This window comes from Bacillus sp. FSL K6-6540, from assembly GCF_038007545.1.
This window is the reverse complement of the sequence record NZ_JBBOXH010000001.1, coordinates 1784738-1800555: the sequence shown is the minus strand read 5'-3', so window position 1 is coordinate 1800555 and position 15818 is coordinate 1784738. Positions and strand designations below refer to the sequence as shown.

At 53.7% G+C, this 15818-nt stretch carries 13 protein-coding genes and 1 other annotated feature; all 13 genes read right to left on the bottom strand.

The features are described from left to right. Positions 1–50: 50 nt before the first annotated feature. The gene (mreD, locus tag MHH82_RS07710) at positions 51–578 is read right to left on the bottom strand and encodes a rod shape-determining protein MreD (RefSeq protein ID WP_015734014.1); all 528 of its coding nucleotides are present in this window, start codon (positions 576–578) and stop codon (positions 51–53) included. Then, positions 575–1450 (bottom strand): rod shape-determining protein MreC, encoded by an 876-nt coding sequence (gene mreC / locus MHH82_RS07705; RefSeq protein WP_015734013.1) that lies wholly within the window; start codon positions 1448–1450, stop codon positions 575–577. Before mreC ends, mreD begins: the two co-directional genes overlap by 4 nt. 57 nt (positions 1451–1507) lie before the next feature. Then, entirely contained in the window at positions 1508–2542 is a 1035-nt protein-coding gene (locus MHH82_RS07700) for a rod shape-determining protein (RefSeq protein WP_009593998.1), read from the bottom strand. A gap of 38 nt (positions 2543–2580) precedes the next feature. Next, a complete protein-coding gene (radC, locus tag MHH82_RS07695) occupies positions 2581–3270 on the bottom strand; it encodes a RadC family protein (RefSeq protein WP_009593994.1) in 690 nt (229 codons plus the stop codon). Between the two features lie 84 nt (positions 3271–3354). Then, the gene (locus tag MHH82_RS07690; protein WP_015734012.1) at positions 3355–3966 is read right to left on the bottom strand and encodes a Maf family protein; all 612 of its coding nucleotides are present in this window, start codon (positions 3964–3966) and stop codon (positions 3355–3357) included. A gap of 25 nt (positions 3967–3991) precedes the next feature. Then, positions 3992–4234: a DUF4321 domain-containing protein gene (locus MHH82_RS07685; RefSeq protein WP_009594010.1), complete on the bottom strand. Its 243-nt coding sequence runs from the start codon at positions 4232–4234 to the stop codon at positions 3992–3994. Between the two features lie 127 nt (positions 4235–4361). Further along, positions 4362–5756 (bottom strand): SPOR domain-containing protein, encoded by a 1395-nt coding sequence (locus MHH82_RS07680; RefSeq protein WP_015734011.1) that lies wholly within the window; start codon positions 5754–5756, stop codon positions 4362–4364. Positions 5757–5961: 205 nt separating this feature from the next. Then, a complete protein-coding gene (gene murC, locus MHH82_RS07675; protein ID WP_015734010.1) occupies positions 5962–7338 on the bottom strand; it encodes a UDP-N-acetylmuramate--L-alanine ligase in 1377 nt (458 codons plus the stop codon). A 6-nt stretch (positions 7339–7344) separates the two neighbouring features. Beyond that, entirely contained in the window at positions 7345–8748 is a 1404-nt protein-coding gene (locus MHH82_RS07670; protein ID WP_036662707.1) for a bifunctional folylpolyglutamate synthase/dihydrofolate synthase, read from the bottom strand. Positions 8749–8756: 8 nt separating this feature from the next. Next, positions 8757–11426 (bottom strand): valine--tRNA ligase, encoded by a 2670-nt coding sequence (locus MHH82_RS07665; protein WP_015734008.1) that lies wholly within the window; start codon positions 11424–11426, stop codon positions 8757–8759. Positions 11427–11537: 111 nt separating this feature from the next. After that, positions 11538–11836, bottom strand: a binding site (T-box leader). A 251-nt stretch (positions 11837–12087) separates the two neighbouring features. Next, on the bottom strand, positions 12088–13437 hold the full coding sequence (locus MHH82_RS07660) for a LysM peptidoglycan-binding domain-containing protein (RefSeq protein WP_340964873.1): 1350 nt from the start codon (positions 13435–13437) through the stop codon (positions 12088–12090). A gap of 163 nt (positions 13438–13600) precedes the next feature. After that, positions 13601–14509 (bottom strand): RluA family pseudouridine synthase, encoded by a 909-nt coding sequence (locus MHH82_RS07655; RefSeq protein ID WP_145038559.1) that lies wholly within the window; start codon positions 14507–14509, stop codon positions 13601–13603. Further along, entirely contained in the window at positions 14506–15801 is a 1296-nt protein-coding gene (gene hemL, locus MHH82_RS07650; RefSeq protein WP_009594000.1) for a glutamate-1-semialdehyde 2,1-aminomutase, read from the bottom strand. Before hemL ends, MHH82_RS07655 begins: the two co-directional genes overlap by 4 nt. Between the last annotated feature and the right edge of the window lie 17 nt (positions 15802–15818).

Sequence of the window (15818 nt, the reverse complement as noted above, 5' to 3'; positions counted from 1 at the left end):
CAAACCTACAAGTTCCTGCTAGTCTAGTAAAATGTCATATTGGAGAGGGTTCAGGTTGCCTTCCTTCTCTGATTCTTCGTTACCAGCTCAATCTGCTTGCGTAAGGGAACGTAAATTGCCAGAGCAAAGGCAAAATGAACAAGGAGATTGGGAAGCATATGATGAAGCAGTGACCAATTATAAGAAGTCGGGTTGAGTCGAAATACCTTATATATGCCAAAAAGCGTACTGTCAAACAACAAGCTTCCCAGAATGACAATGGTCATCATCATGGGCAGCGGCGCCCGCGGGGACTTGAAAACAAGCCCCACCAAATATGCGGATACGCCCATAGCAAACGAATAAGTGCCAATCATCTCGCCATAATACACGATATCGTGAAGCATGCCGAACAGGAGTCCGAGCACGAGCCCCGTGTGGCGATGGTAATAAATCGATACAAAAAACAAACAAACCAACACGAAATTAGGATAAATCTGAAGCTGCAGCGAGCTTGGCGTTAACCAGAAAACCACCGTGCCCTGCAGAATAAACAGCACGAACAGCAGCAGGACCAGAATCTGTTTACGTGCCATCATTTCGGCTCCTCAGGGGTAATGACAACGGTCAGATATTTCCAATCATCGAACTTGGCGGCTGGTTCGATCGTAGCCGTTCTGCTTTGACCGTATTGGCTGGTCTGAACGCTGAGGACCTTACCGATGATCATGCCTTGAGGAATAACGCCTCCGGCACCGGATGAAATGATCTTATCTTTTTCCTTAATCGGATCATCTTCCGAAATCCGCGTCATGAGCAGCGTGTTGGTCTTCTCATCGTAGCTCTCAACCACGCCGAACGTCTTATCCTCTTTGCCAATGGCCGTAACCGAAATCGGCTGCGGATTCGGATCCTGGGCGTCCATCGTTGTCAGCAGTTTCACGGTGGAGGTGAAATTGCTGACGTTGCTAATGATGCCGACCATGCCGTCGACCGTGGTGACCGACATATTAGGGCGAACCCCATCGCGCTCGCCCAGATCGATGACCAGTGTCCGGTTATTCGGATCCGAATTAACGCTAAGGACTTGAGCGGTTCGATATTCGTATTTGTCGCGATTCTTCTGGTTTTCGGTAAAATGAAGTTCGTCTTTTAGTGCCTCGTAATTGGCTTTCATGTTGTTGTAATTTGCACTCTCACGCGAATACTGCGCAACCGCCCGGCGCAGCTCCTCATTCTCTTCATAGATCGCCTTCATATTCCGTACATCTTCAAAGAAACCCGCTATATAAGCAGCGGGCTTATAAAACACACTTTGCACAAAACCGACCGTATCTTTGACGAATTTTTCAGGCCAAGATAAAGAAGCTCTCGGGCCGAGCGTAAACCCCATAATAGCGATAAACGCTACCAGCCCGATGAGCATAATGAACAAACGCTTATTGCCTAGCAGCTTAAACAGTTGCAACACCCTCTAACTTACTGTTTTCTCTCCCAACATTAGGGGTTTACACTTTTATTTTGGTTTCTACCGTTTGGAACGGACGGCAGAGCTGCTCCGGGATTTAAACAAGTGAATGTTCTCGAGCGCTTTACCTGTGCCAATGGCCACGCAATCCAGCGGATTCTCCGCAACGATGACCGGCATGCCGGTCTCTTCGGCAAGCAGCTTGTCCAGGTTGCGAAGCAATGCGCCGCCTCCCGTAAGCACGATGCCCCGGTCCATAATATCCGCAGCAAGCTCCGGAGGACATTTCTCAAGGGTAACCTTAACGGCTTCAACGATAGCATTAATGGTGTCTGCCAACGCTTCGCTGATCTCATCCGATGTAATCGTGATCGTCTTCGGCAGACCCGTCACCAAGTCGCGGCCGCGAATTTCCATCGTTTCCACGGTCTCCAGCGGCATCGCGGAGCCCACTTCCATCTTGAGCAGCTCGGATGTGCGCTCACCGATCATCAAGTTGTATTGGCGTTTAATATAAGAAATAATGGACTCGTCCATTTCATCGCCCGCAACCCGCACGGAGCGGCTGGTTACAATCCCGCCAAGGGAAATGACCGCAACCTCGGTCGTACCTCCGCCGATATCTACGACCATACTGCCCGTAGGCTCCCACACGGGCAAGTCTGCACCGATTGCCGCCGCAAAAGGCTCCTCGATCGTGTAGGCTTCGCGTGCCCCCGCTTGCTTGGTCGCATCTTCAACCGCACGCTGCTCGACGGCCGTAATGCCTGAAGGCACGCATACCATCACGTTCGGGTGGCGCGGGAAGATGGAACGCTGCTTCTGCGCTTGACGAATAAAGTATTTAATCATCGTAGCCGTTGTATCAAAATCGGCAATGACGCCGTCTTTCATCGGACGAATGGCACGAATGTTGCCTGGTGTCCGTCCAATCATTTTCTTAGCCGATTCCCCGACGGCTTCAATGCTCTTTGTATCTGTACGCAGAGCAACCACGGAAGGCTCTCTTACGACAATTCCTTTTCCACGGACATAAACCAACGTATTTGCCGTCCCCAAATCGATTCCCAAATCTTTCGTAAAACCACCTAACATGATGTATCTCCCTTTCTTCGTCAATCTGAACTATTATATTACATCAAGCCCCGTTCCTTCAAACTTACAAACGATCCGTCCCCGATGATCAGATGATCCAGCACGTCGATCCCGACAATCTGTCCTGCCTCCACTAAGCGTGCAGTCAGCGAAATGTCCTCCGGGCTGGGCGTCGGATCTCCGCTAGGATGGTTATGCGCGCACACCAGGGATGCACTGCTGCATTTGATGGCCGCTCTGAACACCTCGCGGGGATGAACGATGGAGGCGTTAAGGCTCCCCATCGATAGCGTTTCCTGGGCAATGACATGATTTTTCGTATTTAAAAAAACACAGACAAAATGCTCTTTCTGTAAATACCGCATCTGTTCACTGAGCAGTTCTGCCGCGTCATGCGGACTGCGGATAATAACCGGCTCTACATGTCTCGATGCGGCCAAGCGCCGTCCAAGCTCGATGCCAGCCTTCAGCTGAACAGCCTTGGCGGTTCCAATTCCTTTGATTTGCGTAATTTCCTCGATGCTAAGATCAACGAGCTGCCGGATGCCGCCTGCTTCCCCCAGCAGCCGCTGGGCTATATGTACGGCAGATTCCTGGCGGGTACCGGTCCGAAGCAGAATCGCCAGCAATTCTGCATGGCTTAAAGCGCTCGCCCCATATTGCATCATGCGCTCTCTTGGTCGTTCATCATGGGGGATGTCGCGCAGCAATAGCGTTGGCGACTCCATATATTCCCCTCTTTTCTAAGATTTAAATCAGCAGGTCCCCGAAGCTTCCATGATTCCGTTGGCTTCGGATGCCGTGTTCTATATCTATGAATCGGTGAGTACATCCATCCCCATTTCAGACAGCATGTCCGAGAGCAGAGAAAGCGGCAGGCCGACAACGTTAAAGTAGTCGCCTTCGATCCCTTCCACGATGGTTGCACCCAGGCCTTGAATCGCATACGAGCCTGCTTTGTCGGCAGGTTCCCCGCTCTTTACGTAAGCCGCGATCGCATCATCACTTAATGATTTCATCTTTACGGTCGTCACGCGGTGAGATACCTTGGCGCGACCGGAACGCCGGTCGATGCAAGCCACTCCCGTGTAAACGAAGTGTGCCCGTCCTTGAAGCATGGACAACATCCTTGCAGCATCAGTATGATCCTCCGGCTTCCCGAGGACATGGTCATCTACGACCACAATCGTGTCGCTTCCCACAATGATACCATCTCCCGGATCATCCGTCAGCTTTCGGAGAACCGCTTCCGCTTTGCGCAGCGCCAGTGACTCCACAATTCGCTCTGGCGACCACCCTTGCGGTGTGTCCTCGTCAGCTTCACTTGGCATAATCTCGAATGGGATACGAAGGGAGGCAATCAATTCCTGACGCCGAGGAGAGGTGGAAGCCAATATGATGCGGCGGTTTCTCTTCTCATTCAAGGGGGATAATCTCCTTTGTCATGTCTTAGAGCCTGCGGTATAACCAGACGGCAGCAATAATGCCAAGCAGACTGAGCAGGCAAAAGTTAAGTTCAAGGTTAATGTCATAACGAATAATGTCAAAATCAGCTGAAGGCGACCACTTGATCGGTGTAGTAGACGTCAGAAACGACAGAGCCTTGACCGGTTGAAGCGCCTTGGCAAGCCATGTTCCCGTCAGCCACCCCAGCAGCAAAAACAAGATGAGCATTCCTTTATTTTTCTTCATGCATCCTCTTCCCTCGCCATTTTTTGACACCCTAATTATTATACGGTGAATCGATAAGCAATACAAACAGAAATCCGGCATGGGGAACTATTTCCAGTTCCAAGCCGGATTTGACGTAAATTTGAATTTATTGGCCATCGAGGAGTTTCTTTTGGCCCATGACATAGTTCATCATGCCTGTTTGGATCTCCCACAAATGCCCCTTGGATTGATTTTTGTTGTATTCGGAGAGCGCCGTGATCGAACTGTTCATCGACTGCTCCATGGCCGGCAGCACGGCCCCGGTCTCCGGACCCAAGCCTGCGGCCAGCTGCTTGACCGATTGGATCCATTGCTGATGCAGATTCGTGATAGTATTCATATGCTCCGACGTCGCTGCGCCGGGCTCCTGCATGCCCAGCAAGGATGCCGATAGCTGGCTAAGCTCCGATACCAGCTCCCCGCTTATCGCAAAATAGTCCGTCAGCGTCTGCTCCTCGCCAGCGAATGCCGCTGACTCTATGCCCGGCAGCGCGATCTCTCTAACGTATAATTCTACGCCTTCGGCCTTAAGCTGATTGCTGAGCAGCTTCGCCTGCTCGCGGTCGGGCGAGATGCCCGCATACACACGGTTCTCCTCGTCCAGATCGCCGCCTGCGGCAATACCGGTTTGCTGCAGTTCCCCGATCGCCTGGGCAGCCCGCTCGGGCGTGCTGAACACGCCGTATTGAAGCAGATAAAAGTTTTGCCCCGGAATATGAACAGCCGATTCGGTCATATCAGGCGTCGGTGATGTCCCCGCTCCCCCGGATGGATCGGTCGGCGCTAAGTTCCCTGCATCACTGCTCTCGAGCTGCCCCGTTGCCGGGTTCTTGCCGGCGTCGCCGCCGTTAAACATGGACAGCACCATGTACCCGAACAGCAGGCCCGTGATGACGGCAGCGGTCACGGACACCGCCATCTTCCAAAAGGAGGTGGGTTTGCGTGAGCGATAATAACCGTAATCGCCGGCAGATGTCTCATATAGATCCGACTCGGGCCCGAGATTCCAATGGGAGTCGTTCGCTTCGGGGGTCATTCTCCCGGAAAATGCATCATCATGGAGGTCGTAGAGTTCCTCATGCACGTCGTGGTATGTATCCGATTCTACAGGGGCATCAGGGGCATCGCCGTACGGCCAGCCGTTATCATGGTCCAGGCGCCTTCTTTCCTCAGCTAGCCGTGCCTTGGACCGATGATTGCGCGATGGTCTCCAGTCACGATCGTCCACTTCCCGGTTATCCCGCTCCTCCCGGAGCGGCGGGACGACGCGCAAATGTTCCTGCTGAACGCTCCTCTGAGGTTCGTACGAAGCGTCCGTATCGGTAAACCGATTTGCTGCCGCTGTGTCATATTCGTCAAAGACGGAATGGTGGTCGTAGACCCGGGGGTTGCGGCCCGCTGGAACGTTTTGGTTCGCATCGTGTTCCTCGCGGGCACGATCCTTGCTCCTGTCCTTCGGCGGCTCGTGATCGATACGTATCGTCATCCGTGCTTTATTCATATCCACACACCTCACTTGTCCTTCTACACCTAGCTATATGATCAAGCTTGGCAACTTATGAGTATGCGAAAAACAAAAGGGCTGACCAAGAAATGATCTTGATCAGCCCTTCGTATCGTTATCGATGCTGGCTTTGTCCCCCTTACAGAGGCAAAGCCCATGCAATCCCCTGCTGCAGCGAAGCAGCAAAGGAAGCAGGCAATCTTTATTTCTTGCCCTTAATGAACTCCGCTAAAGCAGCGCCGACCTTCCAGATATCGCCCGCTCCCATCGTGAGAACCAGGTCGCCTTCTTTTACGCGACCTTTGAGATCGCTCAGGACATCTTCCTTGGTCGGCAAATAGCGGGCACCGGCATTGCTGTTCTGAACGATCAGCTCCACCAGCTTACCCGAGCTGATGCCTTCGATCTGCTTCTCGCCGGCAGGAGAGTAAATATCGGTGATGATCACCTCATCCGCTTCCCCGAACGCGCGGCTAAACGCATCCAGCAGGAAGAAGGTTCTCGAATACCGCTGCGGCTGGAATACGGCAATGATCCGTTTGCCCGTAGCTTTAGCGGCACTGATCGTCGCCTCGATCTCGGTCGGATGATGCGCATAGTCGTCAATCACCAGAATGCCTTCAGCTTCGCCAAGCACCTGGAAGCGGCGCTTAGCCCCGTTGAACTTGACGATGGCCTCTACAATCGCCCCGAACGAGATGCCGCTCTTCAAGCAGCATATCACCGTGGCCATGGCGTTGTAGACATTATGTTTACCCGGTACGGACAGCTCGACGGTGCCCAGCTCCATGCCGTTATGAAGCATCGTGAAGCTGACGTGACGGTCGCCCAGCACCAGATTGGTTGCCGTATACTCCGCATCCGCATGAATGCCGTATGTGGTCACATTGCATTTCAGGTCAGGCAAAATCGCCTGAATGTTGTTATCGTCGGCGCACACCACGGCCGTACCGTCAGCCTTGATCTGGCTGAGGAATTGCACGTAGGCGGCCTTGAGACGATTGAAATCCCCTTCGTAATTCTCCAGGTGATCGGCTTCGATATTTAGAACGACGCCGAGCCATGGATGGTATTGCAGGAATGAACCGTCGCTCTCGTCGGCTTCAGCCACCACATGCTCGCCTTCACCCGCTTTGGCATTCGTGCCCACGTTCATAATTTCCCCGCCGATGATAAATGTCGGATCGACTCCGCATTCTTCCATCACGAGCGCAATCATGGATGAAGTGGTTGTCTTGCCATGCGCTCCCGCTACGGCCACGCCTTTGCGTTCGTTCAAAAGACGCGCCAGCATCTGCGCGCGGTGAAGGACAGGAATGTTCAGCTTCTCTGCCTCGACCCGCTCCACGTTGTCTTTGGACAATGCCGTGGAGTACACCACAAGGTCCGCGCCTTGGACTTGCTCGGCGGTATGTCCAATGTATATTTTGGCGCCCTTGGCCGCCAGCTTTTCTGTCAATTCTTGCGATGCCACGTCAGAACCCGTGACTTTATAACCCATCTCCAGCATTACTCGCGCTATGGCGCTCATCCCGTAGCCGCCAATTCCTATAAAATGAACATGTTCTGATGTATTCAACAGATATCACCAACCTTTTTCAGAATCGGAAAGGCCCAGGAGGTTGGAACGCACGTCGGCAATCAGGTACAACGTGCCCGACACCACCCCAAGATCCTCCGCTTCCGTCCGTGACTTCAACTCTTCAAGTGCGTTTTTCCAATTTGGTTCTATGATGATTTGCAGTGTATGTTTGGCGTATTTCTCCCTTACCTGCTCTACGATGTCACCAAGCGCCTTGGCGTCCAGTTTCTTCCGGAAATCCGGTTCAGTCAGGATAAGCGTATCCACTATTGGCAGTATATGCTGCAAATACGATTCATGATGCTTATTTGCCAGCATTCCCATCATTAAGTTCAGTTTCCGATACTTATAGATCTGCGGCAAGCTTTTGGCCAAGGATTCAGCCCCTTCGGGGTTGTGCGCGCCATCGAGAACAATCCGCGGGGAGGACTGCACTTGCTCCAGTCTTCCCGCCCAGAACGTATCCTTAAACCCGGCACGCAATTCTTCTTCATCCACGATAAAGGCCATGTACTGGCGAAGCACCTCCAGCGTCATCATGGCAACCGCGGCATTGGCGCATTGATGCTCGCCCTGCATCGAAATATCCAAATCCATATCCCGGAACGGTCCCTTAAAACGGAAAGTCTGGCTTTCTTCGTCCCCGCGCAGCCGTTCATAAGAGAATTGCTCGTCTACGAGGTACAGACTTGTACGGTTTTTGGCGGCCGTTTCTTTCAGAATTTCGACAGCCTCAGGCTGAGTGACCGTGCTCACCACGGGCACTCCGGGCTTGATGATGCCGGCCTTCTCCATGGCGATCTCCTGAATGGTATCGCCCAGAACGTCGGTATGGTCCATGCCGATGTTCGTGATCACCGAAATGATGGGATGAACGATATTGGTCACGTCAAGACGACCGCCAAGTCCGGTCTCCCATACCACCACGTCCGGATAAGACACCTCGCCGTAATACAGGATCGCAAGAGCCGTGGACACCTCAAACATCGTGGGCGATCCAAGCCCGGAGCCCGCAACTTCGGCAACAAGCGGCTCTAAGCGATTCGCGAGTTCCAGCAGCGTCTCTTCCGGTATGTCTTCGCCGTTATACTGAAACCGATTGGTAAACTTCGTAATATAGGGGGACGTATAGGTGCCTACCGTGAATCCCCCTTGAAGCAGAACCTTTGTTAAAAAAGCGCATGTGGAGCCTTTTCCGTTCGTTCCGGCCACGTGGATAAATTTTAATCGACGCTCCGGATGGCCGAGCAGCTCCATCAATCGCTGAATTCTATCCATGCCAGGGCGGATCCCAAACGGAATCAGCCCATTGATCCAAGCTACCGCTTCCTCATAGGTATGGAACGGAGCTGCGGCTGCAGCTGCCGATTGATCAACCATCGTTCTCACCTTCTGGTCCAGATTCATCTTGCCCTTTAGCCTCTCAATTCTTCGATGCGCGCAATCACTTTGCTGCGTTTGTCCGAGTAATCCGCGAGTTTCGCCCGTTCTTCCTCAATCACCTTCTCGGGTGCTTTCGATACGAAACCAGGATTGTTCAGCTTCTTCTCCACGCGCTCGACTTCGCTGTTCAAGTGCTGAATTTCCTTCTCCAGACGCGTGATCTCCTGAGCGATATCGATCAGTCCGGCAAGCGGCAGATACATCTCAACACCTGTCACCACGGCGGTCATCGCTTTATCCGGCGCCTCAAGCGCAAGGGAGGACTCATACTCCGACGTGTTGCAGAAGCGGCGAATATAATCGGAATTGCGATCGATAATGCCGGCAATATGCCCGCTTACCGGTTTCAATTGCAGTTCTACTTTTTTGCTCATCGGCACGTTCACTTCCGCCCGGATGTTACGTACGGCACGGATCACATCCATCAGCAGGTTCATTTCGGTAACAGCTTCCGTATTCTCAAACGCCTCATCATAGGTCGGCCAAGAAGCCAGCATGACGGTCTCGCCTTCATGCGGCAAATGCTGCCAGATCTCTTCGGAGATGAACGGCATGAACGGGTGAATCAAGCGCATCGTGCGGTCCAGCACATAGGCAAGCACCGACTGCGTCTTTTTCTTGGCTGCTTGATCCTCGCCATACAGGGACAGCTTGGCAAATTCGATATACCAGTCACACAGATCATCCCAGATGAAATTGTACAGCAGTCGACCGGTTTCGCCAAATTCGTAGGCATCAATTAGACGCGTAATGTCGCGGGAAGTTTCGTTCAAACGGTGCAAAATCCACCGGTCCGCGGTTCCCAGCTCTCCGGAAATGTCGATATCCGCCGCCGTGAAGCCCTCCAGGTTCATGAGCGCAAAGCGCGACGCATTCCAGATTTTGTTAGCGAAGTTACGCGCTTGCTCCACGCGTTCCCAGCGGAATCGAAGATCCTGACCCGGCGTGCTGCCGGTCGATATCATATAACGCATAGCGTCTGCGCCATACTGTTCAATAACCTCGAGCGGGTCAATGCCGTTGCCCAGCGACTTGGACATCTTGCGGCCTTCGCTATCCCGAACCAGGCCATGGATCAGCGTGTCCTTAAACGGCATTTGCCCTGTGAATTCAAGTCCTTGGAAAATCATCCGCGACACCCAGAACGGGATGATGTCGTAACCCGTTACGAGAACGCTGGTCGGATAATAACGTTTGAAATCCTCGCTGTCCAGGTCCGGCCAGCCCATGGTCGAGAACGGCCAGAGCGCGGAGCTGAACCAGGTATCCAGCACATCCTCGTCCTGTCTCAGATCATCCTTGCCCAGCTTCGCGCGGGCTTCCTCTTCATTCATGGCAACAACCACTTCGCCCGTGGATTCCGAATACCACGCCGGGATCCGGTGACCCCACCACAATTGACGGGAAATGCACCAATCGCGTACATTCTCCATCCAGTGCAGATAGGTTCGCTCGAACCGGTCAGGCACGAAGTTCACGCCCTTGCCGGATTTTTGCGCATCCACGGCTGCTTCCGCAAGCGGCTGCATCTTAACGAACCACTGCGTCGACAGGTAAGGCTCGACCACCGCACCGGATCTTTCGCTATGGCCAACCTGATGGACGTGGTCTTCGATGCGAAGCAATACGCCCGATTCCTTCATGTCGCTGACGATCTGCTTGCGGCATTCTGCACGGTCAAGGCCCTGGTATTTGCCGGCAAACTCATTCATCGTTCCGGATTCATCCATTACGGTAATTTGCGGCAGGTCATGTCTCAGCCCCATCTCGAAGTCGTTCGGATCATGCGCCGGCGTAATTTTAACCGCACCGCTGCCGAAGTCCTTCTCCACGTACTCATCCGCTATAACCGGAATCTCGCGGCCCACGATAGGCAGCACCAATGTCTTGCCGATCATGTCTTTATAGCGCTCGTCTTCCGGATGAACGGCGACCGCCGTATCGCCGAGCATGGTCTCCGGACGGGTGGTTGCCACGGTAATGGAGCCGCTGCCGTCCTTCAGCGGATATTGCAGGTGATACAAATGGCCGTTGACCTCTTTGTACTCCACTTCAATATCGGACAAAGCCGTACGGGCAGCCGGGTCCCAGTTGATGATGCGTTTGCCGCGGTAGATGAGCCCTTTATCGTAAAGCTTGACGAATACTTCCCGTACGGCTTCGGACAATCCCTCGTCGAGCGTGAAACGTTCTCTGGAGTAATCGAGGGACAGGCCGATCTTGGACCACTGGTCACGGATCGTGTTTGCGTACAGGTCCTTCCATTCCCACACCTTCTCCAGGAATTTCTCGCGTCCCAGATCGTAACGGGTAACGCCTTCTTCGCGAAGCTTCTGCTCTACCTTGGTTTGCGTGGCGATGCCCGCATGGTCGGAACCGGGGAGCCACAGCGCATCGTAGCCCTGCATCCGCTTCACGCGAATCAGGATGTCCTGCAGCGTAAAGTCAAGCGCATGGCCGATATGGAGCATGCCCGTAACGTTAGGAGGAGGAATAACAATCGTGTAAGGCTCCGCGTCCGGTCGCTTGCCGGCTTCAAAAAAGCCGCCTTCCTTCCAGTACGGATACCATTTTTGTTCGGCTGCCTTCGGATCATACGTCGTCGGCATTTCTAACTGGGATTGGTTTTGTTTTTGATCCATATTTTCGTACCTCCGATACTGTTAATCAGTTTTGCCAACCCGAAACGTTTTAGCCTCCGGGCGTGTTCGTGGATATCATAGTTGGCGTGAAACAAAAAAAGCCCTTCGTCCTCAAAGGACGAAAGACTGTTCTCTCGCGGTACCACCTTTGTTTCGTGCTTACATGGTTCAGCAACCGTTGTCCTCCCATGAAGAACATGAAAGGCTTTCAGTCAAGCACGACACTTTACGCAGATAACGGCTGCGGCCGGCGAACTCTAACCAGGGTAGCAATCGATCCTACTCTATCTCAAGTCCGCAACTCCGGGGCGACTTCGGCAAGCTGGTTCCTGCGGAATCTCACAGCGCTTGATAGCAATTCCGCTCTCTGAAGGCCATACCTTCCTACTCTTCCCGTTCAACGTTGTTCTAGCTTTTGGAATACCTGTACATATACTATTCAAATATAACGTGGTTGTTCCATATAGTCAATATTTCGAGTGTTTCCGAACGATTTAGACATCATACCTGCCGATTCAAATAAATCCTCCTTGTTCGCTGTAACATACAATCCAAGCTCGCTCTACTTCCTCTCCTCCAAACCGGTTCTCCGCAGCACAAAAAGCAGGCCAAGGCTGCCTGCCTCGGCCTGCTTCATTCTAGCCCCATGACGACTTCCCGATTACTGGGGAATATACAATACCTGGCCTTCTTCCACATTCTGCTCGGACATGCGGTTATACAACAACAGCTCTCGCGGCGTCAGCTGATAGCGCTCGGCAATCACGTCGAGTGTCTCCTCACGCTGAACAATGCACATCCGGACCTTACGGAATGGCGTTTCCTCCCGGCGGTTGCCCAGGAAAAGACTCTTCCATTCCACATCCTCGGACGAAACGGCATCCACCGATTCTTCGATGGCCTGTTCCTCGTCTCGAGCAGCTTGTTCCTGATCCTGAACCGTTCTGCTCGATTGAAGCAATGAGGAGAAGCCTACGCCCGAAGCGGTATTGGCGGTGCTGTTCTTCGCGTTGAAGGCAACCTTCAGCTCCGGTTTGGACGGAGCCTCTTCGACTTGAACGGAAACCTCCTCCTCTATCTCCTCCAAGGGCTCGGCTTCCTCGGCAAAAACAGGCTGGGCTTCCTCCGTTTCCGGGGAATCCAATACCGGCAGGGCTTGAACCTCTTCGCTTTTGCGCTCAATGACGCCCGGGAAGTCGGCTGCCGGTTCTTCCTGCTGCGGTTCCGGCTGGGCCGCAGCCCGTTCGAACTGCCATACACTCGGAGTCGACGGCTCAGCTGGCTGAAATTCCGTCTCATTATGTAAGGCATATTCGACCGTATCCTGGGCTTCAGGCGTACCGGAGATGCTTACCGTTCGGTCCGAGTCCTGCGCATCCTGAATTTGATTCTCGTATTCCGCCCAAGATGCCAGATACTGCTGCGTGCGCGCATCCGCCTCGGACTCTTGGACTCTGGGCTGAGCCTCGTTGAAATAAGAAGGCGAAGGCGTAGTCGCTTCAGCGTTGGCTCCGCCGCCTTGATACGGTTCATACGGGTTGGCTGCGAACTGCTGCTCTACGCCTGCATACATATCATTCGCTTCAGGAGCATGTACCACTGTGAATTCCTCACTGGTCCATACTTGGTCACGAGCTCCCGGAGCCGCCGCCTGGATTCCTTTGAGCGATAAAACCCCCGTTATGTTCAAGCTGCGCTTGGATAACAGATCCACGTCAAAATTCTCGATCTCGACCGCGATGTCATCCAATGACGATACCCGGTTCAGCGGGACCGTGATCTCGACCGGAATCCAATGCTCGAGCGGCTCCGTCTCTCCTGCTTCGGTATCCCCTTTATACAGGCCTGCTAGAAGCAGATGGCCCCGAAGCGTGGCCTGGTCCTGCTGGCTGATCACCTGAATGTGCGGGATCAACTCCGCCTCTTCCAATTCATCGATTCCCGGCAAATCTTCCGTCAAATTAATACGCTCGTAAATATCGAACCGCAATCCGTAGGACTGGTCAAACACGGGAATGTCCTCCTTTTTGGCATATACTATCCGTGATCTGTCATCACGGCATGAGCCTAAGTTTTGCCACTCAATTTATCTATATGCCGAAAACAGGAGAGCATGACTTTTTTGCGAATTGCGCATGGAAGTTACCGGGCATTCAGGGCTGCTGCAGCATCTCCTATTGGTTCGATCCCTCTATGATTCGCTCTCTTAACTCCATCATATCCTGAGGCCACGGCGCCGGCACCTCGATGCTCTCGCCCGTAAAAGGATGATGGAACAATAGGCGTTCGCCATGCAGCGCTTGGCGCGCAAACGTCCCTGGTCCTCCGTACAAGACATCCCCCAGAAGCGGATGTCCCATATGGCTTAGATGGACCCGGATCTGATGCGTGCGGCCGGTTTCAAGGCGAATGTGCAGGAGACTGGCTTTCGGATACGCTTCGGCTGAGAGAATATGCGTGATCGCGGCCTGCCCCGTTAATGAAACCCTCCGGCGGCTTGCATGATAGCGGTCCTTGCCGATCGGCAAATCGATGCGCTTCAGCTCCTGCGATACCCTTCCTTGAACGATCGCCGCATACATTCGAATGATCTTCTTCTCCCGCATGGCCTCGTCAAGCTTCAGCTGAGCGTATTCGTTCTTGGCATACAGCACGGGACCCGTCGTATCTTTGTCCAGCCGATGGATGTGCCGGACTGCCGCGTGAATCCCCTCTGCTTCGTAATAGGCGGCCACGACATGATTCAGCGTTGTCTCCCGGCTTTCGTTGTCCGGATGGACCGCCATGCCGGCCGGTTTGTTCACGACCAGGCAGAAATCGTCCTCGTACAACACTTGAAGCTCCTGCCACCTCGGTTCGATGCCGTATTCCCGATAAGGAAAAAGGACCAGCCGAAGCCGGTCCCCTCTCCATTGTATCCCCTGCTCATGATGAAGCTTGCGATACAGCTTCTCGGGCATACCGACCGTTTCCAGAAGCCACTTGGCGGCGGCCTCGTCCCGATCCGGCTGGCCCAACAGCGCCTTACCGGGCGTCATCTCGAGCCATTCGCCGCGCTTACTCCAGCTGCCCCCGTAACTCATAGGCTTTTGAAGGCGTTGTAATTGGCTTCGATGGTAGCATCAATATCTTCCACCGTATGGGCCGCCGAGATGAACATGCCCTCGAATTGGGAAGGAGGCACGCTGACTCCCTCTTGCACCATCGCCGCAAAATAGCGGCGGAAACGGTCCAGGTCACTCGTCTTGGCCGTATCGAAATTCACGACCGGCGTATTCGTGAAGAATGGGCAGACCATGGATCCGATCCGGTTGATCGTAAGCGGGATGCCGAATTCCTTGGCGCTCTGCTCGAATCCTGCCTGAAGGCGGGCCCCCCGTTCCTCCAGCTGCTCATAAACGGCAGGCGTCAACAGCTTCAGGGTGGTGTATCCGGCTGCCATGGCCAGCGGATTTCCGCTTAACGTTCCCGCCTGGTAGATCGGTCCTGCCGGAGCGATCTGATCCATCAGCTCACGCTTGCCTCCATATGCGCCGACCGGCAACCCGCCGCCGATCACCTTGCCCAGGCATGTCAAATCAGGCGTAACGCCGTAACGTCCTTGAGCGCAATTGAGGTCCACCCGGAATCCGGTCATCACCTCGTCAAAAATAAGGATGCTGCCATAATCGGAAGTGACTTTGCGGAGGCCTTCCAGGAATCCTGGTTGCGGCGGAACCACGCCCATATTCCCTGCCACCGGCTCAACGATGACGGCCGCGATCTCTTCGCCGAAACGCTCGAAGGCAAGCTGTACCGATTCCAGGTCGTTATAAGGAACCGCAATGGTGTTGGACGCCACGCTTTCAGGCACGCCAGGGCTGTCAGGCAGGCCCAGTGTCGCGATACCGGATCCCGCCTTGATCAGAAGGCTGTCCGCGTGACCGTGGTAGGAGCCCTCGAATTTGATGATTTTGCTGCGTCCGGTATAACCTCGCGCCAGCCGGATGGCACTCATGGTGGCTTCCGTGCCGGAATTCACCATTCGCACCACCTCGATCGACGGCACGCGCTCGCACACGAGCTTCGCCATCTTCGTTTCGAGCAGGGTTGGCGCGCCGAAGCTGGTCCCTTTGGCAGCGGTCTCCTGAAGCGCTTCAACGACTTCAGGGTGTGCGTGGCCCATAATCAGCGGTCCCCAGGAACCTACATAATCGATAAAGCTGTTGCCGTCGATGTCGTATACCCGGCTGCCTTCTCCGCGATCGATATAAATCGGCGTGAGTCCTACAGATTTAAATGCACGTACCGGACTGTTGACGCCGCCCGGGATATATAACTTCGCTTCTTCGAAAGCAGAACGCGACAACTCTTCTTTTCGCAAATCTTGGCTCATTCTATGCACTCCTAACT

What these genes read in the sequence shown, in the direction of transcription:
- mreD (WP_015734014.1), bottom strand. Translation starts at nt 578, where the DNA reads ATGATGGCACGTAAACAGATTCTGGTCCTGCTGCTGTTCGTGCTGTTT.
- MHH82_RS07700 (WP_009593998.1), bottom strand. Translation starts at nt 2,542, where the DNA reads ATGTTAGGTGGTTTTACGAAAGATTTGGGAATCGATTTGGGGACGGCA.
- radC (WP_009593994.1), bottom strand. Translation starts at nt 3,270, where the DNA reads ATGGAGTCGCCAACGCTATTGCTGCGCGACATCCCCCATGATGAACGA.
- MHH82_RS07685 (WP_009594010.1), bottom strand. Translation starts at nt 4,234, where the DNA reads ATGAAGAAAAATAAAGGAATGCTCATCTTGTTTTTGCTGCTGGGGTGG.
- MHH82_RS07680 (WP_015734011.1), bottom strand. Translation starts at nt 5,756, where the DNA reads ATGAATAAAGCACGGATGACGATACGTATCGATCACGAGCCGCCGAAG.
- MHH82_RS07670 (WP_036662707.1), bottom strand. Translation starts at nt 8,748, where the DNA reads ATGAATCTGGACCAGAAGGTGAGAACGATGGTTGATCAATCGGCAGCT.
- MHH82_RS07665 (WP_015734008.1), bottom strand. Translation starts at nt 11,426, where the DNA reads ATGGATCAAAAACAAAACCAATCCCAGTTAGAAATGCCGACGACGTAT.
- MHH82_RS07655 (WP_145038559.1), bottom strand. Translation starts at nt 14,509, where the DNA reads ATGAGTTACGGGGGCAGCTGGAGTAAGCGCGGCGAATGGCTCGAGATG.
- hemL (WP_009594000.1), bottom strand. Translation starts at nt 15,801, where the DNA reads ATGAGCCAAGATTTGCGAAAAGAAGAGTTGTCGCGTTCTGCTTTCGAA.